This window comes from Staphylococcus durrellii (genome assembly GCF_015594545.1).
Lineage (GTDB): Bacteria > Bacillota > Bacilli > Staphylococcales > Staphylococcaceae > Staphylococcus > Staphylococcus durrellii.
On sequence record NZ_JADIIO010000001.1, the window covers coordinates 557,686 to 580,902 of the forward strand.

General features: G+C 30.9%; 18 protein-coding genes. 9 read left to right on the forward strand and 9 right to left on the reverse strand.

All coding sequences use genetic code 11. The annotated features are described in order from the left end of the window. The first annotated feature begins 119 nt into the window (after positions 1-119). Positions 120-884, forward strand: a complete 765-nt coding sequence (locus ISP02_RS02475; protein ID WP_195720095.1) for a sulfite exporter TauE/SafE family protein — start codon at positions 120-122, stop codon at positions 882-884. A gap of 62 nt (positions 885-946) precedes the next feature. Here the strand turns inward: ISP02_RS02475 and glcP are convergent, their stop codons facing one another. Both glcP and ISP02_RS02485 read right to left on the reverse strand, forming a co-directional pair. Further along, positions 947-2,302 (reverse strand): glucose transporter GlcP, encoded by a 1,356-nt coding sequence (glcP, locus tag ISP02_RS02480; RefSeq protein WP_195720096.1) that lies wholly within the window; start codon positions 2,300-2,302, stop codon positions 947-949. 382 nt (positions 2,303-2,684) lie between these two features. Then, on the reverse strand, positions 2,685-3,674 hold the full coding sequence (locus tag ISP02_RS02485) for an acrylyl-CoA reductase family protein (RefSeq protein ID WP_195720097.1): 990 nt from the start codon (positions 3,672-3,674) through the stop codon (positions 2,685-2,687). 313 nt (positions 3,675-3,987) lie between these two features. Between ISP02_RS02485 and ISP02_RS02490 the strand changes: the two genes are divergently transcribed. Both ISP02_RS02490 and ISP02_RS02495 read left to right on the forward strand, forming a co-directional pair. After that, positions 3,988-4,509, forward strand: a complete 522-nt coding sequence (locus tag ISP02_RS02490; protein ID WP_195720098.1) for a GNAT family N-acetyltransferase — start codon at positions 3,988-3,990, stop codon at positions 4,507-4,509. A gap of 252 nt (positions 4,510-4,761) precedes the next feature. Beyond that, positions 4,762-5,469 (forward strand): hypothetical protein, encoded by a 708-nt coding sequence (locus tag ISP02_RS02495; protein ID WP_195720099.1) that lies wholly within the window; start codon positions 4,762-4,764, stop codon positions 5,467-5,469. Between the two features lie 62 nt (positions 5,470-5,531). Here ISP02_RS02495 and ISP02_RS02500 read toward each other — a convergent pair whose 3' ends face one another. Next, on the reverse strand, positions 5,532-7,223 hold the full coding sequence (locus ISP02_RS02500) for a CDP-glycerol glycerophosphotransferase family protein (protein ID WP_195720100.1): 1,692 nt from the start codon (positions 7,221-7,223) through the stop codon (positions 5,532-5,534). 65 nt (positions 7,224-7,288) lie between these two features. Further along, positions 7,289-8,437, reverse strand: a complete 1,149-nt coding sequence (locus tag ISP02_RS02505; RefSeq protein ID WP_195720101.1) for a glycosyltransferase family 4 protein — start codon at positions 8,435-8,437, stop codon at positions 7,289-7,291. Positions 8,438-8,888: 451 nt separating this feature from the next. Between ISP02_RS02505 and mqo the strand changes: the two genes are divergently transcribed. Further along, positions 8,889-10,367 (forward strand): malate dehydrogenase (quinone), encoded by a 1,479-nt coding sequence (gene mqo, locus ISP02_RS02510; RefSeq protein WP_195720102.1) that lies wholly within the window; start codon positions 8,889-8,891, stop codon positions 10,365-10,367. Positions 10,368-10,745: 378 nt separating this feature from the next. Here the strand turns inward: mqo and ISP02_RS02515 are convergent, their stop codons facing one another. Next, a complete protein-coding gene (locus tag ISP02_RS02515) occupies positions 10,746-12,113 on the reverse strand; it encodes a HAMP domain-containing sensor histidine kinase (protein ID WP_195720103.1) in 1,368 nt (455 codons plus the stop codon). Continuing rightward, entirely contained in the window at positions 12,106-12,780 is a 675-nt protein-coding gene (locus ISP02_RS02520; protein WP_195720104.1) for a response regulator transcription factor, read from the reverse strand. Before ISP02_RS02520 ends, ISP02_RS02515 begins: the two co-directional genes overlap by 8 nt. Before the next feature lie 161 nt (positions 12,781-12,941). On the opposite strand from ISP02_RS02520, the gene ISP02_RS02525 reads away from it, so the two are divergent. Both ISP02_RS02525 and ISP02_RS02530 read left to right on the forward strand, forming a co-directional pair. Beyond that, positions 12,942-13,994 (forward strand): ABC transporter permease, encoded by a 1,053-nt coding sequence (locus tag ISP02_RS02525; RefSeq protein ID WP_195720105.1) that lies wholly within the window; start codon positions 12,942-12,944, stop codon positions 13,992-13,994. Beyond that, positions 13,994-14,683, forward strand: coding sequence for an ABC transporter ATP-binding protein (locus ISP02_RS02530; RefSeq protein WP_195720106.1), 690 nt, complete (start codon positions 13,994-13,996; stop codon positions 14,681-14,683). Before ISP02_RS02525 ends, ISP02_RS02530 begins: the two co-directional genes overlap by 1 nt. 461 nt (positions 14,684-15,144) lie before the next feature. On the opposite strand, the gene ISP02_RS02535 is transcribed toward ISP02_RS02530, so the two are convergent. Further along, complete coding sequence (locus tag ISP02_RS02535; protein ID WP_195720107.1) at positions 15,145-16,107, reverse strand: YdcF family protein; 963 nt, start codon at positions 16,105-16,107, stop codon at positions 15,145-15,147. A gap of 248 nt (positions 16,108-16,355) precedes the next feature. On the opposite strand from ISP02_RS02535, the gene ISP02_RS02540 reads away from it, so the two are divergent. Beyond that, complete coding sequence (locus tag ISP02_RS02540; protein ID WP_195720108.1) at positions 16,356-16,814, forward strand: MarR family winged helix-turn-helix transcriptional regulator; 459 nt, start codon at positions 16,356-16,358, stop codon at positions 16,812-16,814. Between the two features lie 161 nt (positions 16,815-16,975). On the opposite strand, the gene ISP02_RS02545 is transcribed toward ISP02_RS02540, so the two are convergent. Next, positions 16,976-19,456 (reverse strand): MMPL family transporter, encoded by a 2,481-nt coding sequence (locus tag ISP02_RS02545; RefSeq protein ID WP_195720109.1) that lies wholly within the window; start codon positions 19,454-19,456, stop codon positions 16,976-16,978. Between the two features lie 273 nt (positions 19,457-19,729). Between ISP02_RS02545 and ISP02_RS02550 the strand changes: the two genes are divergently transcribed. Together ISP02_RS02550 and ISP02_RS02555 are read left to right on the forward strand one after the other, a co-directional pair. Further along, positions 19,730-21,097: a TcaA NTF2-like domain-containing protein gene (locus tag ISP02_RS02550; protein ID WP_195720110.1), complete on the forward strand. Its 1,368-nt coding sequence runs from the start codon at positions 19,730-19,732 to the stop codon at positions 21,095-21,097. A gap of 252 nt (positions 21,098-21,349) precedes the next feature. Beyond that, complete coding sequence (locus tag ISP02_RS02555; RefSeq protein ID WP_195720111.1) at positions 21,350-22,558, forward strand: multidrug effflux MFS transporter; 1,209 nt, start codon at positions 21,350-21,352, stop codon at positions 22,556-22,558. 74 nt (positions 22,559-22,632) lie between these two features. Here ISP02_RS02555 and ISP02_RS02560 read toward each other — a convergent pair whose 3' ends face one another. After that, a complete protein-coding gene (locus ISP02_RS02560; RefSeq protein WP_195721809.1) occupies positions 22,633-23,181 on the reverse strand; it encodes a TetR/AcrR family transcriptional regulator in 549 nt (182 codons plus the stop codon). Positions 23,182-23,217: the final 36 nt, after the last annotated feature.

Sequence of the window (23,217 nt, forward strand, 5' to 3'; positions counted from 1 at the left end):
TAAAAAAAGTAAAAATAAAAAATTAATTTTCGACTAGGGAAAAGGACAACTAAAATTAGTAGAATATATGTGATAAAAAATTCTGCGTATTCATAATTGTTAGTAGAGGGATGAATTAAATGTTGTTGTTTGTAACAATGTTCTTAATAGGAATACTTATAGGTTTTACTGGAGCTGGAGGTGCAGGAACCATCATTGCCGTGTTAACTGCAGTGTTTGGGATCTCGGTACATACGGCACTAGGAACTTCATTAGCTTCGATGATTTTTACGTCTTTATCAGGTACGTTAAGTCATTTTAAAGCACATAATGTGGTATTAAAAATAGGTGCAATAACGGGAATCTTCGGTGCAATTGGCTCATTTATAGGTGCTCAAATTGCAGGTTTCATTGATGAAGATATACTCAAATACTGTACTGCGACCATGATGGTATTTTCGGCGTTTTTATTATGGCGTAGACTTTTTATGGTAAAGCGTCAGTCCGCAACTAAATCCGCAAGTAAACAGAATGATGAAAGTACTAATCTAATAATAAAAGGTGCATTCGTAGGTGTTATAACGGGATTTTTATCAGGTTTTTTAGGTATCGGAGCCGCCCCATTTATACAAATTGGATTATTAACTATATTTGGTTTAACAGCCAAAAAAGCAGTTGGTACGACAATGTTAGTTATTTTGCCTATAGCTTTTGTAGGTGGTTTTGGATATTATATACTTGGTCACTTAGATATAGGATTATTTATTAAAGTCGTATGTGGTACGATTATTGGTTCATATTTAGGAGCAAAATTCACTGCATATGTGAACGAAGCATTTTTGAAAGTAGTTATGATTATTTTGCCAATAGCATCTGCGGTACTGCTTATATTTGCTAAACAATAATTTATATAAGACAAAAAAAAAGTACGTTACAAATTACGAACACTTGTAACGTACTTTTTTAATTATTTTATGTTAGCTTCAGTTGCATTTGTTCTAGAACGTAAATCTGCTTCTATTTCTTCTAAACTACGACCTCTTGTTTCAGGTAAATATTTAATAACAAATATTAGCGAGACAATACCGATAACTGCGAAGATTAAGAAGACTTGTTCAACTGGTAAGATATCTGTCAATATTGGGAATAACTGTGCGACTAACAAGCTTCCGATTGACAATATCAATGCTGCAAAACCAGTTGCTGCGCCACGTGCGCGCATTGGGAATAGTTCTGGTAACATAACCCATAATACTGGTCCCCAAGTAAAACCAAAGAAAATAATGAATAATGTTAAACATAAAATAATAATCCAGGCAGAAGATTGAATACCAATCATCCAAATTAAAATTGCCATAATCAACAGTGAAGCCACCATACCAATATTACCAATAACTAAAAGTTTCTTACGATCAATTTTATCGATAATGAATATAGCTACTATAGTAATAAGTACATTGACAGTACCGATACCAACTGTGCCTAAGATTGAAGTTGCATCCCCTAATCCTGCTTTACTAAAAATCGATGGTGCGTAATAAATAATGGCATTAATACCAATTATTTGTTGGAATAGGGCGAAAAATGAACCAATAATTAATGTTGGACGTAACCATGGAGACTTTAATACATTCCAAGTGCTTTCAGAAATTCGATTAATCTCTTTCATGTCAGCAATTTCTTTATTGATTTCATGTTCTTTAAATGTCATTTTCATAACTTCTCTAGCAGCCTGCTCACTCTTATGTTCTAATAACCATCTCGGGCTTTCAGGCATAAATGCTACACCTATTAATAATATTAGTGATGGAATGACTGCTAAACCTAACATCCATCTCCAACCATCGATTGGTGTAAATGCATAGTTAATTAAGTATGAAGATAAAATACCAATAGTGATCATTAATTGGTTTAAAGAACTTAGTGAGCCCCTTTGTTCTGTCGGCGCCATTTCAGATAAGTATACAGGCACGATAGCGGTAGAACCCCCAACTGCTAAACCTATCACTAAGCGTCCAATTACTAATATTGGCATTGATGGTGCTAATGCTAATATTAGAGCGCCAATAATATATATAATGGCAATGATAAACACGACACGTCTACGCCCTAATTTATCTGACATTGGCCCACTTGCACCCGAACCAAATATCGCCCCAACTAACATAGAAGCTACGACTAAACCTTCAGTAAAGCTATTGAGCGGAATATCATTTTTAATAAATAGTAGTGCGCCGGATATAACTCCCATATCATATCCGTACAATAAACCACCTAGAGCGCCTAGAAAGAAAATCAATTTTTTGTTTATTTTAATTCCCATATTTTAACCCCTCTCAAATGTTTCAACCATAGTAAAGTATACGCTTTCATAATATAGATGTAAATATGAAAGTATAACAATTTTATATAGTTTTAAACCTTAACAAATATATATAAAGTATTGTTATTACATAATTGTATTTTGCATTGTTCAAATACTTCTACATGACCAATATAAATTAAAAAGTATCATGTAACATCGTTAATTGATTATCAAGCTATATTTATATGAAATTAATATATAAGAAAATAATGAGGTATACTGTTTTACAAATTTTTATGTAAATCAAAAAATGGCAATTTCTATTTTGTTGTCATAGAAATTGCCATTTTATAGTTGGTCTTAGGTAAGTATGGTTTATAAGATGAAACATCTTCATCAATTAGTTATTAAAGTCTATAACGATTCTACCTTGATTAGTATGATTAAGTACATTCTGTATGTGGTGTTCTAAATCTTTAAAATTAATAACTTGTTTGATGTCATGTAATTGTTTTGGTTTTAAGTCTGTTGCAAGTCTTCTCCATATTAACTGACGGCGTTTCATTTTAGTATAAACTGAATCTATACCAAAGATATTAATACCTCTTAATATGAATGGAAATACCGAGCTTGTAAATTTGTTGCCACCAGTCATACCTATTGTAGCTACACTACCATTATAATCAATATTTTTAAGTACGTAAGCTAAACCTTCACCGCCAACAGGGTCAATAGCCGCAGACCAAGTACGAGGGCCTAAAGCTTTATTATCGTTATCATTAATACGATCAATAACTTCCTTAGCACCTAATGAAATCAATTTGTCTTTAGCGTCTGCTTTGCCTGAACTCGCTACAACTTTAAAACCTATTGAATTTAACATCATTACAGCTAATGTACCAACGCCTCCTGAAGCGCCTCGTACAAGTACTTTTCCATCTTCAATAGATAGCCCGTTATGTTCTAAAGTTTCGATTGCCAGTCCAGCAGTATAGCCTGCTGTACCGTATATCATAGCTTCTTCTAAAGTTAGATTTTTAGGTAATCTAACAATCCAATCTTCTTTTACACGTGCATATTCACTAAAACCACCATAATGAGAAATACCTAGATCGAAACCAGTAACTATAACTTCATCACCTTCTTCAAAAGCGTGACTGTCTGAAGAAGCAACAACACCAGCTAAATCAATGCCTGGTACCATAGGATAGTCTCGGACTATTTTATTGTTATCTATAGTAGCTAAAGCATCTTTGTAATTAATGCCTGAATATTTAACTTTTATTAATACTTCACCTTCAGGTAAATTTTCTATAGTTAAATTTTTAAATTGAGAGTCTACTTTGCCGTCTTGTTCATCGACCACAAAAGCTTTAAATGTTTCAGTCATTGCTCTATGGCACTCCTTTATGAATATAAAATTTATGAACAGTAAAAAACTAACGTTACAATATCATGAAAACATACTCTTCACAATAAGGCTAATTTTATTTTTTTACAGTAAATGTACAAGCTTATATTAAAGAACATTAATATCATTTATACAACCGTTTAATTATAAAATATACAGCTAAGTTTCACAATGATAGATTTTAAATTAATAAGAAAATTAAAAATGATTTTAATAATCATTGAAATGACATTTATAAATATATAAGATGTTGTTATATTTATAAATTTATTAATAGAAATAGGTGAGGAACATGTCATATAAAATTAGAAAAGTGGAGCCATCAGAATTACAATTATTAAAAAGCATCGGGATTAAAACATTTCTGGACACTTTTAGTGATAGTTACTCGGATGAAGATTTTCAAACGTATTTTGACTCGGCTTTTACAATAGATAAATTGGCGCAAGAGCTAAAAGAAAAAAATTCAGAAACTTATTTTTATATAGTGGACGATAATGTAGTTGGGTATTTTAAATTAAATATTGATTCAGCGCAAACTGAACCAATGGGTGAACAATATTTAGAACTACAACGTATTTACTTTTTAAAAGAAGCTCAAGGTGGCGGCAAAGGTGCCAATGTAATTAACTATGCTATATGGCGTGCAAAAGCTCTGAATAAATCGCATATATGGTTGGGAGTATGGAAGTATAATGAACAAGCATTAAATTTTTATAAAAAACATGGTTTTCAAGTGACGGGTGAACATCGTTTCGTTACTGGAGATACAGTTGATTTAGATTTAGTTATGGAGAAGAACATAATAAGTTAATAGTCTTTGAATCAATGTTTTATACCTTTAAATAGAAGATGATTATTTAGTAAATATATTGAATTATTTTTACAATTTTAACTTCATTTTTAACTTCATTTAAAAATTATTAAAATTTTTAGAATTTAGGTTTATATAAAATCATTCAGTGTATAAAATAGCTAAGCTTACCACTTAGCCAAAACGTAAAGAGAGATAACACATATTATGTTTGGCGCACGAGTAGGCATAATTATGAGGAGGTTGTGCTCTATGAAAAAGCTTTTAGCAGGTATTTTAACGTTATCTTTGGCACTTGCAGCATGTTCTAACGGTGACGATGGTAGTGGTAGTAAGGATGATTCTAAAAAAGATAAATCATCTCGTACAGACAAAGCTAAAGATTCAAACAAAGACAATAAGAAAAGTAATGATGGCAACTCTAACTCTGACAAGGATAATGGCAGCAAATCAAAAGACAGTAATAGCGCTGACAATGCATCAGCTAAAGATAAAGATCAATCTGCTAATGAGTCAAGTAGTAATAGTAATGCTCTGACTTCGAACAGCAATGGTGATGATAATTCTAATAGCAACGAGAATATGCGTGGCAGTAATGATGGCAATGCTGGTTCGCAGAATAGATCAGATAACCATGATGCCAATGGTGAATATGTAGTCCCTTATCAGGGACAAAATGCAGTGCCTGTAGCCCAAAACATTGCATCATCTAATGATAATTCACAGCAAGCTTTACGCAATTTACCTAATTTCCAAACTTCGTTAGATCAAGCTACTAATGAAGTTAATGGTATTAACGATCAAAGCAATCCTTATAATGATTTTGCGGTAGAAGGTAGCAATGGTAATTATAGTTATATCTTTAGTTTCCAAAACAATGCTCAACCAGGATCTTATACTATAGCAACGGTAGATCAACAAGGAACTGTCCGTATAGTTGATCCAGCATATCGCCAATAATAAGCAGCATTAAATAATAAAAGACTGGTAAAGCCTAAGATTAGGCCATTACCAGTCTTTTATTATTTATGATAGGTCATATGCTTGTTAATAATATTTGAAATTGTTTCAAAGGCGTGATTATTTTCATTTACAAATACATTGTTTGTTAGAGAAGTCATCTGGAAGCTAACTAAGTCGTTTAATAATGCTTTAGAATCACTATATCTAACAGTCGCTAATGAGTGCATTACATCTTCGTATACGCCACGCTCTTCAAGATATTGTTCATGATTAGGAGTATATTGGCATACAGTTTTATTTAAAGTAAGTGCATCAAAAATTAATGAGGAATAATCAGTTAAAATGACATCTGCAATAAGTATTAAATCTTGTGTTTCTAAATTAGGTGGTGCAATTATTGCATTTTCTGGTAAATAGTTTGGGTTACTTTCAACATGCCCTTTATATACAACATTATATTTATTTAATAAACCATCACTAATTGGAAATAATGATTCTTCATCAGCTGTTGATTTCCATGTAGGCGCGTAAAGTAAAGTCGGTTTTTCTGAATCTAATTTCATTTCATGTTTTATAAATTGAATATAGGGTGCGTCGAATTGTTTTGTTAACAAATATTTAACACGTGGATAACCACAGCTTATGATACTCGTATTTTGTAATGGATAAGCAGTTTTGAAATAATCAACAATATCTTCACAATCACAAATTAAATAATCTTGATGCAACCATTTATTATATTTACGTGCACGATAATTATATATATTAAGGTTTTGATGGGGTTCGTGACTGTCTAAAAATAATTTTTTTATAGGCGTTCCATGCCAAAGTTGAATAATTGTACCATTTGGATGAAGTGTGTCTGGTATGTTGCTTTCTAAAATAACAACTCTCGCTTCTTCTATAAGTGATTTAGCCTTAGGATCATCAGGCCTAATAAAATTAGGGCCTTTGATATCATTCGTAATAAAATAAATAGGTATCTTATTAAAATGTTTAGCAAAGTGATTGAATAAATAACGAGAATTACCTCTAAAGCCATAATCGAATCCTAAAAATACGATATGGTCTTTTATTTTATTTGGATTTTTTTCATAAATATAACTAATTTGTTCGTGTTTTTTTACAAAGTGGCGTTGTACACTTTTGAAAATCCACTGTGGGAGTTTGAATTTTGTTTTTAACAATATTTTGTCAACGAAACGCAATGAAGCGGGTGCTAATATTTCATGATGTTTAAAAGGTGCTTTGTGACCGTGAATATAAGCTAATTTATTTAGATTAAACTTCGTCGTATTCAACAGTGAACAATTTTTAATAGTTGACCATAAAACGTTAGAAGTAGTGATATGCTGTTTGAAGTTATAAACAACATGTGGGTCTACAGCTATATCATCTTGTAATAATAACATTACTGCTAAATCAAAAATATTATTAATTTCATGGTTGTTAAGTATTTCCAACGTAGTTTCAATATCATAAATCACATTAGGATAATGGTTGATATTATCTATCCAATCGTTAAAGGTAATAGATACTTTTCCAAAATAAGAACAATCGTTTCTATAGTACTGGTCAACTGTATAATCTGTAACGATAGTACATGGTTGTAATTCAACAGCATCTAACATATCTGAATATACTGAAATATCTTCAGTTAACAGTACAAAATGAGAATAATTATCCTGTAGTGCTTGTTTTAGTTGACGTGATAAATCTTGCCAACTTTCTAAAGTTAATTGTTTAATCATAAATTATCTCTACCAATCTTTCTAAAAATTTTCAATTATGTTTTACGTTAATAATAGTTAATGTACTAATCATTTAACATGGATATAAATTGTGTATAAACGGCATAAGGTTCGTATGCTTTAACAGTATTAAAGCCATTTTCTATTATGGCTGAATTACTATTCTTAGTAGATAATAAATGTGCTAGTTTATTGGATAATTTTCTTATATCTCCATGAGTAACTAAAAAACCATTTTCTGCATCATTAATAATAGAGGTAGGGCCAACAATACCATCAAAACTCACTACTACACTGCCTTGGTTCATAGCTTCTAATATAACCATGCCAAAGCCTTCGTTCCTAGATGGCATCACTGTGTATTTACTTTCTGCTAATTTAGATGCCAACGATTTTGTAATAGAATTTAATGAAACGATATCACTTATATTAAATTGATTTATTTGTTGTTGTAGATGTCCTCTTTCTTGACCATCACCATAAATTTCAACTTTATATTGCTCTTCACGCATTATATTTTTAATGAGATTAATGCTTTCGATAAGTAAATCGAATCCTTTTTCATATTCTAAACGACCTGCAGCAATGATTAAATTACGCTTATTTAACGATTGTCGTGCTTCGTTTAAGACATTAGGAACGACATAAGTAGGTGTTGTAATAACTGATTCATAACGTTTTTTATCATTAGATGTTAGCGTAGTAATTTTATCTAATTGACCGTAAGCTTTTATAATTTGATCTTGATATGCAGTAGGGTGAGCATCAAAATTCATATGTTCCATACCGATTTTTTCAATATTTGATGGCCCGTATTGTGCAATCATTATGTTAAAGCTAGCACGTGTGCCAATTAATACGTCAGTATTAATTGATCGAATTCTACGAATCATCTTAGTTTCTATGTAAGAAGAAAATTGGTATAGTCCAGGTTCATGCTGGGATAAGATACATGGTTTATTAAATGGTGTAAGTTTTCTTAAACGATTATAAAATATATCTATAACATTTGAAGGATGCAACTGATAATTGGTAAGTGCTTCGAGTTCAATACTAGGATGAAGGTCAAAATAAGGTTTATTACTAGCTTTAAAAACAGAAATAATTTTTACATCATGTCCCTTTTGAGCTAGCACATTAGCTAATTGTGATATTGATTTTACAGTACCGCCCATAGCGTATATATTGTGTGTGAAAAAAGTGATCGATTTCATAAAATTATCCCCCAAATAATAATGCTAAAAAGATAAGCGTGAACTTAAACTATTATTGTAAGCATTATATTCTAATCAGTACTTGGTAATATCATTAATTATATGAGAAGACGTTGTAACTTTCAATTATTGTAAAATAAGCATTTACATTAGTAATATAGGATAATTAATATAATGAAAAGCTTAAACTAATCTTTGAAAAATTATTGATTAGTTTTTGGGGCTTTTTTCATTGCTGATTTATGTATATAATTAAAGAAGTTGATATATGTAAATTGTTATTGTTTAGAAGGCAGATGAATGACAAAGATACAATAACTAAAAATAATGATTTTTTATTTAAGACTTATAGAAAGCGCTTTATTGATTTCATTATCAGACGACGAGTTCGAATTCGATTTATGAATGAAACTTTTCTATATACATTTATAAAAGGGGGACTGTATTTGTTATGACTACACAACATAGCAAAACAGATGTCATCTTAATTGGTGGCGGAATTATGAGTGCAACATTAGGTACTATATTAAAAGAATTAGCACCTAACAAAGAAATTAAAATGTTTGAAAGGTTAGATTCACCAGCGCAAGAAAGTTCAAATGCATGGAATAATGCTGGTACAGGGCATTCAGCGTTATGTGAGCTAAACTATACTAATGAAGATAAATATGGCGGTATAGATATTAAAAAAGCCGTTAAGATTAATGAGCAATTCCAAATTTCTAAGCAATTTTGGAGTTATTTAGTTAAACAAGGTAAATTAAAGGATCCCAAAGCATTTATTAGACCTGTTCCACATATGAGCTTTGTACAAGGCGTGAAGAATGTTGAATTTTTACGCAAACGTGTTCAATACCTAAATGAAAATATCTTATTTAGTAATATGGAAATTACTGATGACAAAGAAAAAATCAAGTCTTGGGCGCCATTGATGACGGAAGGGCGTACTTCTAAAATTCCTATGGCAATCACTTATGATAAAACAGGTACAGACGTCAACTTTAGTAGTTTAACACGTCAACTATTTGATAATTTAGCAGAGAAAAACGTTGAACTCAATTATAAAAATGAAGTACAAGATATTAAACAACGTAAAGACGGGAAATGGGAAGTTAAAGTTACAAACTTAAATACAAATCAAACAGTAATCGTTGAAAGTAGCTTTGTATTTATTGGTGCAGGAGGCGCTAGTTTACCATTGTTGCAAAAGACTGGGATCAAAGAATCTAAGCATATCGGGGGATTCCCGGTAAGTGGTTTATTCTTAGCGTGTACGAAGGAAGAAATTACTAAAAAACATAACGCCAAAGTTTATGGTAAAGCTGCTGTGGGCGCGCCACCAATGTCAGTACCACATCTAGATACACGTTATATAGATGGGAAACGTACATTACTATTTGGACCATTTGCAGGCTTCTCCCCTAAGTTCTTAAAAACAGGTTCTAATATGGATTTAATTAAATCAGTCAAACCTAATAATATTGTAACGATGTTATCTGCAGGTATTAAAGAAATGAATTTAACTAAATATTTAATATCACAGTTGATGCTATCTAATGAAGAACGAATGGAAGATTTAAGACAGTTTATGCCTAGTGCTAAAAGTGAGGATTGGGATGTAGTCGTAGCTGGACAACGTGTTCAAGTTATTAAAGATACTAAAGATGGTAAAGGTAACTTACAATTTGGTACTGAACTTGTTACGTCTCAAGATGGTACATTATCAGCGTTATTAGGTGCTTCACCAGGCGCATCTACTGCTGTTGATATTATGCTCGATTTATTAAAAAAATGCTATACAGATGAATTTAGCCAATGGGAAGCTAAAATTAAAGAAATGATCCCGTCTTACGGTCATAGATTATCTGATAACGAAGCGCTATATAAAAAATTAAACGAAGAAATCAAAAAGAATTTAAAAGTAGATTAATAAAAGTTGGTAACATAAATAGTTCTGACTAATACAAAGATGGTAATTTCTATTGAAATAAGATAGAAATTACCATCTTTTCTTATAATTAATAATAAATGTAACTATATATTGTTAGAGATGAATTTGTAGTCATAGCATGTTTTAAAATCGTTTGCTAGCCAAAGTAATTAATATTAGTCAGGTTCAATAGATAACTTAAGATGCATGGGGTTAGTGATATATCAATGAGCACTAAAGAGTAATGTTAACAAGACGCACATGGACATAGGTCTAAATGATTTTGCGGGCCTAGGAAAGTGAACAATAAAAAGTTGATTAACGCTTTTATATCGCATAGGCGTTAATCAACTTTTGTGTGAATTATGGGCTTACTTTTTAATTTGTAAAGGGTAATGTAACAGTAAATATCGTATGATTTTGTTCGCTATTTATTGCAATATTACCTTTGTGTAGCTCAATGATAGTTTTAGCTATGGCTAAACCGAGTCCATTACTATTATCATGATTGCTCACTTTATAAAATCTTTCAAATATATGTGCTTGTGTTTGTTCGTCTATAGCTGCGCCTTCATTTTTAATCATAAAAGTAATAACATTTTCACTTTCAAATAATGAAATATCAATTGTACCAAATTCATCAGAATACTTTATCCCATTGGTGATCAAGTTTTGAATAGCTTGATGTAACAATCGCTCATTACCTATATAACGAATAGAAGCTAAATCGGACATAATAGTAATATCTTTTTGTTCGGCAGCAAAACGTTCATGACGTACGATATCAGTAATAAGTGCGTTTAATTTAATGTTGTCATTAAAAGATAAATGTGATCCGTTATCGAGTTCAGATAACAACAATAGTTCTTTAGTAAGTTCACTTAATTGTGTAGTAATATCATAAATTTCATCTACGTAATAAGCTTGTTCCTGTTTACTTGTAGTAAAGGTAAGCTTATCCAATAGTTGATGAATATGCGTTAGGGGCGTCTTGATTTCATGAGAAACGTTTTGTACAAAATGTTGACGCATAGAATCTAACTCTTTTAATGATTGACGCATAGTGTCGAATCTATATTGAAGCGTTCCTAATTCATCTTTACGAGTGATTTTAATCGGTGTTGAGAAATTGCCTCTCATCATAAGTTCTGTAGATCGTTTTAATTGCTGTACTGGCTTAATAATAGCGTAAGTAGACAGGATAACTAAGACGATTGAAATTATTAATAATAACGTAATTAATACAGCTAAAAAGATTCTGAATTCACTAAATGTTTTTCCAATATCTGGGCGCATAAAAACTGCGAATTCTTGTTTGTTTGTAGTGAATTTAACTCCAACAGTATTGGACGTTACATTTTCAAAAAAACCTGTTACAAATAATTTATAAGGTTGGTTTTTGATGCCATGATAACTATTGTTATGTAACACTTGATGAATAGCACTTTGAGAAATATTGTCCTTACGAAAAGGTTCGCCATAAAACTGTTTATGACCTTGTTTATTAACTGTCATAATTTGGTAGTTCATATCACCTAAGTGTTTAAAGTAATCGTTAATATGATTAGGGCCATCACTCGTTTCAAAAGCCTTTGCTTCTTTCAATGTGCGCATAATTTTAGCGTCGTTATTTTCTTTTAAATATACGTGATAATATACGTTAGTAATTAAAAAACTAACTATTGCACTAAATATCATCACGATGATTGTATATACTGCAATTCTAATATATAAAGATTTAAACATAATCATCCACCTTATATCCTAATCCACGAACAGTTTTTATCGTTACGTCAGCATTTAATTTTTCTAATCTTTTACGTAATCTTTTGATATGTACATCGACTGTTCTCTCATCGCCTTCATAATCAAATCCCCAAATTTTTTCGATTAAATCATCTCGGTTAAATACTTGCTTAAAATTAGAAGCTAACAAAAATAATAATTGAAACTCTTTATTGGGTAAATTCATGGTCTTTCCATTGGCTTGTATTTCTAAATAAGCTTGATTAATAGTTAAATTATTAAGCGTAATTTCATTATTTGTATTGATGTTATAGCGTCGTAATACTGCCTTAATTCTAAACATCAGTTCTTTTATTTCAAATGGTTTAGTGACATAATCATCGGTTCCAGTTAGATAAGCACGTTCTTTATCACTAAGTGCATCGCGTGCTGTTAACATTATTACTGGCATTTCATAGTCTTCTTTTAACACCTTACAAAGTTCAAATCCATTCATGCCTTCCATCATTATATCAACAATACCAATATCAACTGAATGAGTTTCTAAATAAGTTAAAGCTCTTTCAGCACTTGATTGTGTGATTGTTTGAATACCTTCACGTTCTAAATATGAAGACACAAAATCTAATATTTTGGCATCGTCATCTACGATTAAACAAGTTGTCAAGATTCGCAACTCCTATCTATTTATATTGTTAATTATGACTGTCAGTTTAATTCAAATATAGTCGTTTTAAATTTTTTTAGCAAATTTGAATTTTGTTCATATTCAGTTCATATAACAGTCGTACTATATAAATATAAAGTTAACAGAGGAGTGAATATACTATGAAACTAGCACTACAAGAGATGAAATTTTATAAATTCCGTTTTATTTTAATTATGCTCATCATTTTATTATTAAGTATAATGGTGTTATTTATAAGTGGTTTGGCGCAAGGACTAGCAAGAGAAAATGTTTCAATGTTAAACAATATGCATGCACAAAAATATGTAATGCAAGATAATAAACAACCGCAAATTGAAAAATCTGTATTATCTACAAAGCAACAACAACAAATTAAAGATATTACAAAACAACAACCAATGAAAATAGCACCTCAGACGCTAAATATTAATAAAGATGAAGAAGACGTTATGATGATTAATAGCGTAAAAGATAAACAGCCAAAATTAGAAAAAGGTCATTATCCTAAAAACAGCAATGAAGTCGCTATTAACAATAAATTAACTGCGGATGGCTTATCAGTAGGAGATAAAGTCAAAACAAAATCCGGCGAAAAATTGACTGTATCAGGTATTCTTAATGATACGATGCATGCTCACAGTTCAGTCGTAATGATGGACAATAAAGGTTTCGACAACTTAAACAAACAAAGTTCGGTAGTATTCCCAGTCAATAAATTATCAAAAGATCAACAACAACAAATTAAAGATATAGATGGTGTTAAAGCATATAGTGAGAAAAACATCACTGATGAACTTCCAAGTTATCAAGCTGAACAAGCACCATTAAACATGATGATAGTGAGTCTATATATTATAACTGCCATAGTATTAAGTGCCTTTTTCTATGTTATGACAATTCAAAAAATATCAGAAATTGGCATACTCAAAGCCATCGGTATTAAGACAAAACATTTATTATTAGCTTTAGTAACGCAAATCGTGTTAAGTACGATGGTAGGAGTTATTATTGCTATCGGAATCATTAGCGGATTATCAATGATTATGCCAGTATCAATGCCATTCCATATAACAGCGATGAACTTGGCAATCGTAGTAGTAATATTTATTCTAGTTGCGATTATTGGAGCAATCTTATCATTCGTTAAATTATTTAAAGTAGATCCTATAGAAGCCATTGGAGGTGCAGAATAATGACTTTAACAGTAAAAGAAATTACAAAATCATTCGGTAAAGGACAAGCTGAAACAGAAGTTTTAAAAGGTATTAATTTTAATGTGAACGATGGAGAGTTTGTTATTTTAAACGGTGCATCAGGTTCAGGAAAAACAACGTTACTAACTATTTTAGGTGGTCTATTAACACCTAATAACGGTGATATTATTTATAATGATGCACCCTTATTCTCAGCAAGTAATAAACCTGCAGATTTACGTCTGAATGAAATAGGATTTATCTTTCAATCAGCACACTTAGTTCCTTATTTAACCGTTCAGGATCAATTAACAACATTAGGCAGAGAAGCTAAAATGTCTAAAAAAGATGCTAACTCTAAAGCGCAAAGACTATTGGAAAATATAGGTTTAGCACATCGTTTAAATGTATACCCACATATGTTATCAGGAGGGGAAAAACAACGTGTAGCTATAATGAGAGCATTTATGAATGACCCTAAAATAATTTTAGCTGATGAACCAACAGCGAGTTTGGATGCAAGCAGAGCAACTGATGTAGTCCATATGATTAAACAACAAATTCAAGATAACAACATGATTGGTATTATGATTACACATGACCAACGTTTGTTCCAATATGCCGATAGAATTATAGAATTAGATAATGGCAAGATTGTAGATAGTAATAAAGCGCAAGTTGAAATTTAATAGCATATTACAGAGTCTGAAAGACTAAATAAATAGCCTTTAAGTAATTTCTAATTTGAAATTACTTAAAGGCTACTTTTATACTCAAAACTACGTATTGTATAGCTTACTTTCCTAGCGGGTGGTCTTACCGTATATTCTTTAGCTCGTTCTAATTTGTTAGGAGTTTCGTTACTAATATTAAAATTATTTGATTGAATTCCTTACAATGAGCATGGCATGAGCCTATCCACCATATATAGTCATATAAAGAGTGTTTTAAATTTTACTCGAAGGTCGGTGCGATGAATCAATACAAACGTGAGCAAGGATTTGTTTTAATGTCATGGAGCATAAGAAAAGAGTAATATAACAAGTTATAAATCCTGCAAAACAAAGAAAACATCAAGTGCTATATAATGTCGATAGCAATTGACGTTTCTTTGTGAATCAGAGATATTTATATGTAGGACACCCTTATTTTATAGTAGCCACATGGTAATGAGACTCATCATAAATAGGATAGCGAAATATATCGTTAATAGCATTTTATATTGATACATTAAAGCTAGGAAGTCTCTAATCAATGCGACTTCAAAGAAATGATATGGTGTATGACTGCCTATACCTTTGTATTTTAATTTAAATTTTTGTCCAAATTTAAGAGCACGTAATATGTGAAATTGACTTGTTACACAAATCATTTTGGCATTTCTGGAAATACGATTAAAGAGTAATGACTTTGTATATTTAATATTTTCATAAGTACTCGTAGAACGATCTTCCATGATAATATTTTGTTGAGGTACATGATGCGCAATCAAGTAACGTTGCATTGCCAATGCTTCAGAAATAGGTTCATCAGGACCTTGACCACCACTTACGATGATATTAGCGGACGGATTTGATTGATACAACTGGAGTGCACAATCTAGACGAGCTTTCAACATTGGTGTTACTTCCTCTGTAAAGATGCCTGCGCCTAAAATTAAAATGACATCACACTGTTGCTCCACGGATGTGTTTGAGTAACCTGACGACCATATATTAAAACAAGTAAGAGCAAAAAGTGCGCTAAAACCTATGGCAGCTAGCCATAAAAATATAAAGTTAAAAAACAATGGTATAAAGCTTATGTAAGTACAAGCTATTATAAATGTACAAAGTTTAATAACTACAATATATATTCGACTTAGAAATATTTTACTGCTACTAATTTTTAAAAGATGGCGGTGTTTAATGTGTAATAAGATGCCGCCTATAATGATGACTAAGATTAAGTCTAAAGGTAAAGTATTAGTCCAAATATGATAAGCAATATTCGCAAATCCCAAAATGACGACAGTAATGTATGCATTTAAAGATAAAAATAATCGCTGACCCAAAGTCAAACTAATAAAAACTAAAACAATAACAACAGGAAGTATAATCATTGGTAAATACATCTTGCACCTCGATTGGTTAATTTATAATAAATGTAGAGTATTCCTTAGAAATAAGCAACTAGAAGTCCTTATTTGTTTATATTTAAAATTATTTACAGTGTATTATAAATAATAAATAAATTTTATATCTTAACCATTATTATTGTTATGCTTTATTACAACCATATTTATTGATATTATATAATTAACGTAATTAGGTGAAGGTAGGCCAGTATAAAAGGACAAAGCTAGTTTGGGGTGCGAGGTTTATGGTTAAAAATATAAGAAGTCATATAGAGTTCATGGGCGGTTTTTTAGATGATATTAATACTTTGTTAGCTAAATTACTCAAAGATTTAAGGGAAGAATATAATATTTCAAAAGAACAAGAAAATGTTATTATGATGTTGGAAAAAGACAAAGCTTTAACATTGACTGAAATTACAGAACGACAAGACGTTAATAAAGCAGCAGTGAGTCGTAGAATAAAAAAACTAATACAATCTGGATTAGTTGAGTGGGACAAGACAGAAGCTCATTTGGATCAAAGATTAAAGTATATTAAGTTGACAGAAAAAGGCAAGCAATTTAGCAATGAATGTAAATCTATTATTAGTGATATTGTAAGTGATATGCTTTACGATCTATCAGAAGAGCAAATCGAACAAGCACGTTATGTATTAGAAATAATAGATGACAGATTGAAAAACTTTAATATTAATAGCTAATAATTATAATAGTGAACGTAATATAATATAAATAAAAAGATGAGTTTAACTCACAAATCGTTGAGTTTATTTTTCATTGAAAAGCACCCGTTTATTCATTATACATGAATAAACGGGTGCTTATTTGTATCTATTGTTTTTACTAAGCGTTAATTAAAATATTATTTGTTACCTTTATATTTGAATGGCCACCAGTTACCTTTACCAAATGATTTAGCAACTGCAGGGACAAATAGTGGTAACATCAATACATTATAAATGATTAAACCAAGTATAACGACTGTTGCAATTTCTATTAAAGTCATTGCACCGGATGCATATAATGCGGCCACTGTACCTATAAGAATGATACATGCAGTCATTATCACTTTACCCATTTTACGCATGGCAATTTGCAATGCTTCGTCTATTCCTAAACCAGCTTCTTCACTAAAACGGTTAACTAAAAATATTGCATAATCGACACCGAGAGCCATTAGCACTACGAAACTAAAGAATGGTACGACGAGCAATAAACCGCCCATGTTTAATAGATTGCCAAAGATTAAATTACTAATACCTATTGAAGCGTAGTACGTAATTAATATAGAAGCTATCATATATATAGGCATAATGATTGAGCGTTGGAATATTAACAATACTATGAACAAGAATATTGAAATTAATATGATTGCTTTATTCATATCGTGATCTATAGTGTCTTGTAAGTCATTGTTTTGAGAAGACATGCCACCATATTCAATAGTACTATCTTTAAATGATGTACCTTTTACTTGGTTGTCTACTGTTTTGTGTATCGTATCAACAGTATTCATCGCTTTATTAGAGAATGGATCGTCTTTCAAATCGATGTTTAATAATACAATTTTCCCATTCTCTTCACTGTATTGATCAACTGATTTTTTTAGCTCGCCATTTTTTAGCATGTCATTGGTAATGTACATACCTGATTTTTTAACACCATCATCATTAGACATGTCTTTCATGCGTTGTTGAATTTTTGATTGACCATCCTGTACTTGAGATACACCGTTTTGAGATTTTTCAAGTCCTTGAGATAACTGTCCGGCTTGTTGTGTAACTTTTTGATTTGAACCTTGTGGGTCTTGGCTACCTTGTTGCATTAAACCTTGAACTTGTTTGCTATCTTTTAATGGAGCAACTTGTGAGTTCATATCGTTCAACCCATTATTTACATCGCTCAAACCACTATTAGCTTTACCAAGTTGTTTTTGCATTTCGTTTAATTGGTAAGTGGAACCTAATTGTTTAATAGGTGTACCCGTCGGACGTGTAATGGTATTAACTGAATCAACGCCTTTAATTTTATTAATAGATTGAGATAGCGCTTCAAGGTCGTTAACACCTTTACTATCGGTTAATTTGCTATCAGATTTAATAGCTATTTGAACTGGGAATGCTTCACCGACACTGAAATCATCTTTAATAACATTTATAGCTTTAATTGAATCATATTTATCGCTTATTTCATTAGTATTATCGTAAGTGATGTTATTAGGTGAGAAAAAGATAAGAGGTACCATAATAACGAATACGATGATTAATGCTAAGAATGGACGTTTAGTAGTGAAATTAGCTAATTTGCCCCATAATTTACTATCTGAATGACCAGCTGCATTTTTACTTGGCCAAAATACTTTGTCTCCAATAAGTGCTAGAAGTGTTGGTAATAAAGTGAATAATACAATCATTAAACATAAGACGCCGACTGCAATACCAACTGCAGATTTAAATAAACTAAATTTAACGAAGAATAATGCACCAAATCCAACTAAAACAGTAATAGCACAAATTAATATTGTGCGTCCGCCATTTTTAAAAGTATTTAATACAGCATCAAAGTTAGATTGTTCTTTGCCCAATTCTTCCTTGTATCTAGTAAGTAGTAATATACAGTAATCTGTACCTATACCAAATAGTAGGGCAACTAAGAATGATTGAATGTATATTGAAACTGGAAAATCAAAATATTTTACTAACAAGGCAAGTACACCTTGGGCAAATACATAAGATAAACCTACAAATATTAATGGTACAAAAGGAGTTACAATAGAACGGAAGACTCCGAATAATATTACTAAAATCAAGATAACTGTGATAATTTCAGTAGCTTGTAATCCTTTTTCTACACTTTTATTAATGTCATCATGAATTATATCATTACCAGTTAAATATACATTTTTGAAATCTGGATTAATATTTTGGATATCCTTTTTGGCGTCTAAAGCTTTATTTTTATTATCGGAAGATACGATAGGTATCATAACGGATTTTTTATTGTCTGAAACAAGTTTCTTTTCAGTTTCTTTAGAGTCAAAAGGTGAGACAACGCTTTCTACGTTATTTATCTTTTTAATTTTATCTACGTAATTGTTGATATCTTTTTTAGATGAACTGTCCACCTTGTGATCCAGTTTAATTACGGCACTCATACTATTAGAATTGGCCCCTACATCTTTTAACATTTGCTTGTATTGTTGTGAAGTTGTGTCATTTGGTGGCACAATGTCCCCTTTATCGCTAGCTAACTTTGAAAGGTTAGGTGCAAACGCAATCGAGCAAGCAATAGCTATCACAACTATAATGGAAATCAGCCATCTAAATTTTAATATTGATTTCATAATAGCCTCCTTGGAAATTTTTACTTGAATAGTATATCATTTTGGTTGATACATGTCAACTAATGGTGGATGATTATAATTTTCTACAATAGTTGGACTAATTATGTATATTAATAAATTTGAGAGATCAATATAATAAAAGCTAAGTTCAACTGATATTTATGAGATTGTGTTAGCAGATTAAAAAGGAAACTAATCCTTGCATATAAGTTCAACTAAAAATATGATATTATAGTAAAATAGTTGTAAATTTTTTAGTAAGAGGTGATATAAATGCACAAGTGCCCAAACTGTGGAGCAGAGGTACATGATGATGACAAAGTGTGCCCTAATTGTGGACATGATTTATTAAAACGACAATCAAGAAATAATCAAAATAAAGCTTCAAATACTAACGTTCGCAAAATTATTCCATGGGGAATTGCATTTTTTATCATCGTTTTAATAGTAATTATTTTCTTCTTATTAAAAAACTTTAATTCGCCAGAATCTCAATCCGAATTGTTGATTAATGCTATAGATAATAATGACACACAAAAATTATCAACAGTATTAAGTACTCAAAACAATAATGTCGACGAAGATGAAGCGAAAGCCTATATAAAATACATTAAAAATGAAATAGGTATGAAAAACTTCACTAAGGATGTTAGAGCAAAAATTGCTTCATTAAATGAAAATGACGCACAACTCTCTAAGTATGTCACTGCGCGAAATGGTGAAAAAATATTAAAGGTTACTAAAAATGGACGTAGATATTTAATTTTTAGCAATATGAATTTTACGGCACCTACAAAAGAAGCTATTGTTAAGCCAAAATTTGATGCGAAATACAAATTTAGATCTAATGACAAGCAACGTACAATTGAAGCCCCTAAAGGCCAAACAACTTCATTAGGCAAGTTCATTCCGGGTGATTATAGTATTGACGCCAAAAGAACAACCCAAAACGGTCAATTCAGTGGTAAATTGAACTTTAATTTCAACAATAGTAATAACGAAACTGTTGATGTCGCAGAAAACTTTGATGAAGCATATCTACGAATTAATTTATCTGGTGCCGACAAATTAGATGATAATTCTATTAAATTGAAGATAAACGATAAGTTATATGATTATGAAGACTCTAAATCATATGGACCGTATCCTAAAAATGAACAAATTAAAGTTTCAGCAAGTGGTGAAGCTAAAAAGAGAACTTTTAAATCTAGTGAAACCACTATACAACCAGATAGTTTAAAAGATAATACTAATGTTAAGGTACCTTTTGATAAAGATAAAATAAATGACTATGTTAAGAAGAAAGAAAAAGAAGAAAACAGTTTCCGTTCAAAAATCACTAATTTTTTTAATACTTACACGACAGCATTAAATACCGCATACGGACAAAACAATTTTGATATCGTGTCTAATTACTTGAAAAAAGGTTCGTCAAATTATAAAAGTACTAAAAGTGACATAAGTTCACAAAGTTATAGTGTTATGCAAGTGCCTCAAATTTCAGAAATCATTAAAGTTGGTAATAAATTTTATGTTGATGGTTATGGCATTAAAAAAAATGGTCAATATGGTGAAGTTAAATATACTTTAGAGGGTAACGATAGTGGAAATGATTTAAAAGTAACAAATTATAGTGAGTGATCATAACTAAAACGTAAAACATAAACATAGACACTATCAATCAAGAGCAAAATAAATAGCAGTGGCTGGTTAAATTGAAAATGTGTATAACATACTTTTTACTCTAGTCATCTATGTCGGAGCGAGACTATGAGATCTAAGTTAAAATTAGACTTCAGTCTCGCTCTCTTTTATTAATTCAATAGATACTTTATTATTATTAATGTTACTATTTAAATAATACATAAAAAGTTTATTTTAGGAGCTATATAGATGACTGATTACGAACAAAATTCAAAACCTTCTATTTTATACGTTATTATATTGGGTGCATTAACAGCGATTGGAGCTTTATCTATCGATATGTTTTTGCCTGGATTACCGCAATTACGTTCCGATTTCAATACTACAACGTCCAATGCACAACTCACATTATCATTATTTATGATAGGTTTAGCGTTGGGTAATTTATTTATTGGTCCTATTTCGGATGCAATAGGAAGAAAAGGGCCGCTTATTATTGCCATGATTATTTTTACTATAGTAAGTATAGCTATAGTCTTTACTACAAATATATGGGTAATGGTGTTTTTAAGGTTTATTCAAGGGTTTTGCGGTGGTGCTGGTGCGGTGATTTCACGTGCAATCTCAAGTGATTTATATAGTGGGAAACAGCTAACAAAGTTTTTGGCAGTATTAATGTTAGTTAATGGTATAGCACCAGTGTTAGCACCTACACTTGGTGGCATAATATTATCGTTTTCTACATGGCGTATGGTATTTATTATTCTTACTATATTTGGTGTTTGTATGGTACTTGGTTCACTATTTAAAATCAATGAATCTTTGCCATTAGAACGTAGGGAACAAGCGCATATTGGGGCTATTTTTAAAAATTTCGGTTTGCTGTTTAATAAACCCAGGTTTTTATTACCAATGTTAATTCAAGGATTTACTTTTATAATGTTATTTAGCTACATTTCGGCATCGCCATTTATTACGCAACGTATATATCATTTATCTGCGTTACACTTTAGTTGGATGTTTGCTGGTGTAGGGATTACTTTGATTATCTCAAGTCAATTGACGGGTAAACTTGTGGACTATATTCATCAACAAACATTATTAAGAGTGTTAACAATTATCCAAATAATAGGTGTTATTTGGGTAACGATGACACTAATAGGACATTTACACGTCATTGTATTAATTATTGGATTTATTATTTTGGTTGCACCTGTAACTGGTGTCGCAACATTAGCATTCTCTATTGCTATGAATGAGAAAACGGGTGGTAGCGGTAGTGCTTCGAGTCTACTGGGATTAGTACAGTCTTTATTTGGAGGACTTGTTACACCACTAGTAGGATTAGCGGGTGAACTCAGTACGATACCTTATATAACAATTATCTGTACGAGTGGTGTCGTGTTAACAATATTACAAATATTTAACTATTTTGCGTTTCGTACTAAAACAAATTAAAAAAGACTACAAATGTATTTAATTTAACTTAAATGACGTTTGTAGTCTTTTTATATAATATGAAAATGAATGGACTAACGTTGTAGTTTAATTGTATTAGCAAGCAAGATTTGAGCGAGCGAATCTACAGATTCTTCGCAGTTTTCTCTAATCCAAAAATAAACAATTCCAATTTGGCCACCAATAGTATAAATGACAAATTGTTTTTTATTTTTAACTTTACTATGTTTGTCGAGAATTTCTTTGTAAGCATCTTTAGTAACAGTCATATATTCAGAAAAAAGATTTTTGTTTGGATGTGTTACCATAATCGCATGGAAATAACCATAGTTACGTTTAATATAAGTCAATATTATCTTGAAAAATTTATATAGTTTCACTTGGTTACTTGGTGCATTCTCTAAACTTGTATCAAATGCCTTTAATAAAGCTTGATACTTAGTTAAATGATATTTTTGAATTTGTGTAATTAAATCATATTTATCAAGGAAATAATCGTAAAATGTTGTTCTATTTACATTACTATATGCACATACCATTTTAATAGTAATATTTTCAAAAGGATACTCCTCGAGTAATACTATCATATTGCGAATAATTCTAAATTTAGCCTTTTGTTTCATCATTAATACACCCACGTTAAGATTTCTTTATATATG

Excerpts from the sequence above, each read along its gene's own strand:
- ISP02_RS02475 (WP_195720095.1), top strand. The coding sequence starts at position 120 with ATGTTGTTGTTTGTAACAATGTTCTTAATAGGAATACTTATAGGTTTT.
- glcP (WP_195720096.1), bottom strand. The coding sequence starts at position 2,302 with ATGGGAATTAAAATAAACAAAAAATTGATTTTCTTTCTAGGCGCTCTA.
- ISP02_RS02485 (WP_195720097.1), bottom strand. The coding sequence starts at position 3,674 with ATGACTGAAACATTTAAAGCTTTTGTGGTCGATGAACAAGACGGCAAA.
- ISP02_RS02490 (WP_195720098.1), top strand. The coding sequence starts at position 3,988 with ATGTCATATAAAATTAGAAAAGTGGAGCCATCAGAATTACAATTATTA.
- ISP02_RS02495 (WP_195720099.1), top strand. The coding sequence starts at position 4,762 with ATGAAAAAGCTTTTAGCAGGTATTTTAACGTTATCTTTGGCACTTGCA.
- ISP02_RS02500 (WP_195720100.1), bottom strand. The coding sequence starts at position 7,223 with ATGATTAAACAATTAACTTTAGAAAGTTGGCAAGATTTATCACGTCAA.
- ISP02_RS02505 (WP_195720101.1), bottom strand. The coding sequence starts at position 8,437 with ATGAAATCGATCACTTTTTTCACACACAATATATACGCTATGGGCGGT.
- mqo (WP_195720102.1), top strand. The coding sequence starts at position 8,889 with ATGACTACACAACATAGCAAAACAGATGTCATCTTAATTGGTGGCGGA.
- ISP02_RS02515 (WP_195720103.1), bottom strand. The coding sequence starts at position 12,113 with ATGTTTAAATCTTTATATATTAGAATTGCAGTATATACAATCATCGTG.
- ISP02_RS02525 (WP_195720105.1), top strand. The coding sequence starts at position 12,942 with ATGAAACTAGCACTACAAGAGATGAAATTTTATAAATTCCGTTTTATT.
- ISP02_RS02530 (WP_195720106.1), top strand. The coding sequence starts at position 13,994 with ATGACTTTAACAGTAAAAGAAATTACAAAATCATTCGGTAAAGGACAA.
- ISP02_RS02535 (WP_195720107.1), bottom strand. The coding sequence starts at position 16,107 with ATGTATTTACCAATGATTATACTTCCTGTTGTTATTGTTTTAGTTTTT.
- ISP02_RS02540 (WP_195720108.1), top strand. The coding sequence starts at position 16,356 with ATGGTTAAAAATATAAGAAGTCATATAGAGTTCATGGGCGGTTTTTTA.
- ISP02_RS02545 (WP_195720109.1), bottom strand. The coding sequence starts at position 19,456 with ATGAAATCAATATTAAAATTTAGATGGCTGATTTCCATTATAGTTGTG.
- ISP02_RS02550 (WP_195720110.1), top strand. The coding sequence starts at position 19,730 with ATGCACAAGTGCCCAAACTGTGGAGCAGAGGTACATGATGATGACAAA.
- ISP02_RS02555 (WP_195720111.1), top strand. The coding sequence starts at position 21,350 with ATGACTGATTACGAACAAAATTCAAAACCTTCTATTTTATACGTTATT.
- ISP02_RS02560 (WP_195721809.1), bottom strand. The coding sequence starts at position 23,181 with ATGAAACAAAAGGCTAAATTTAGAATTATTCGCAATATGATAGTATTA.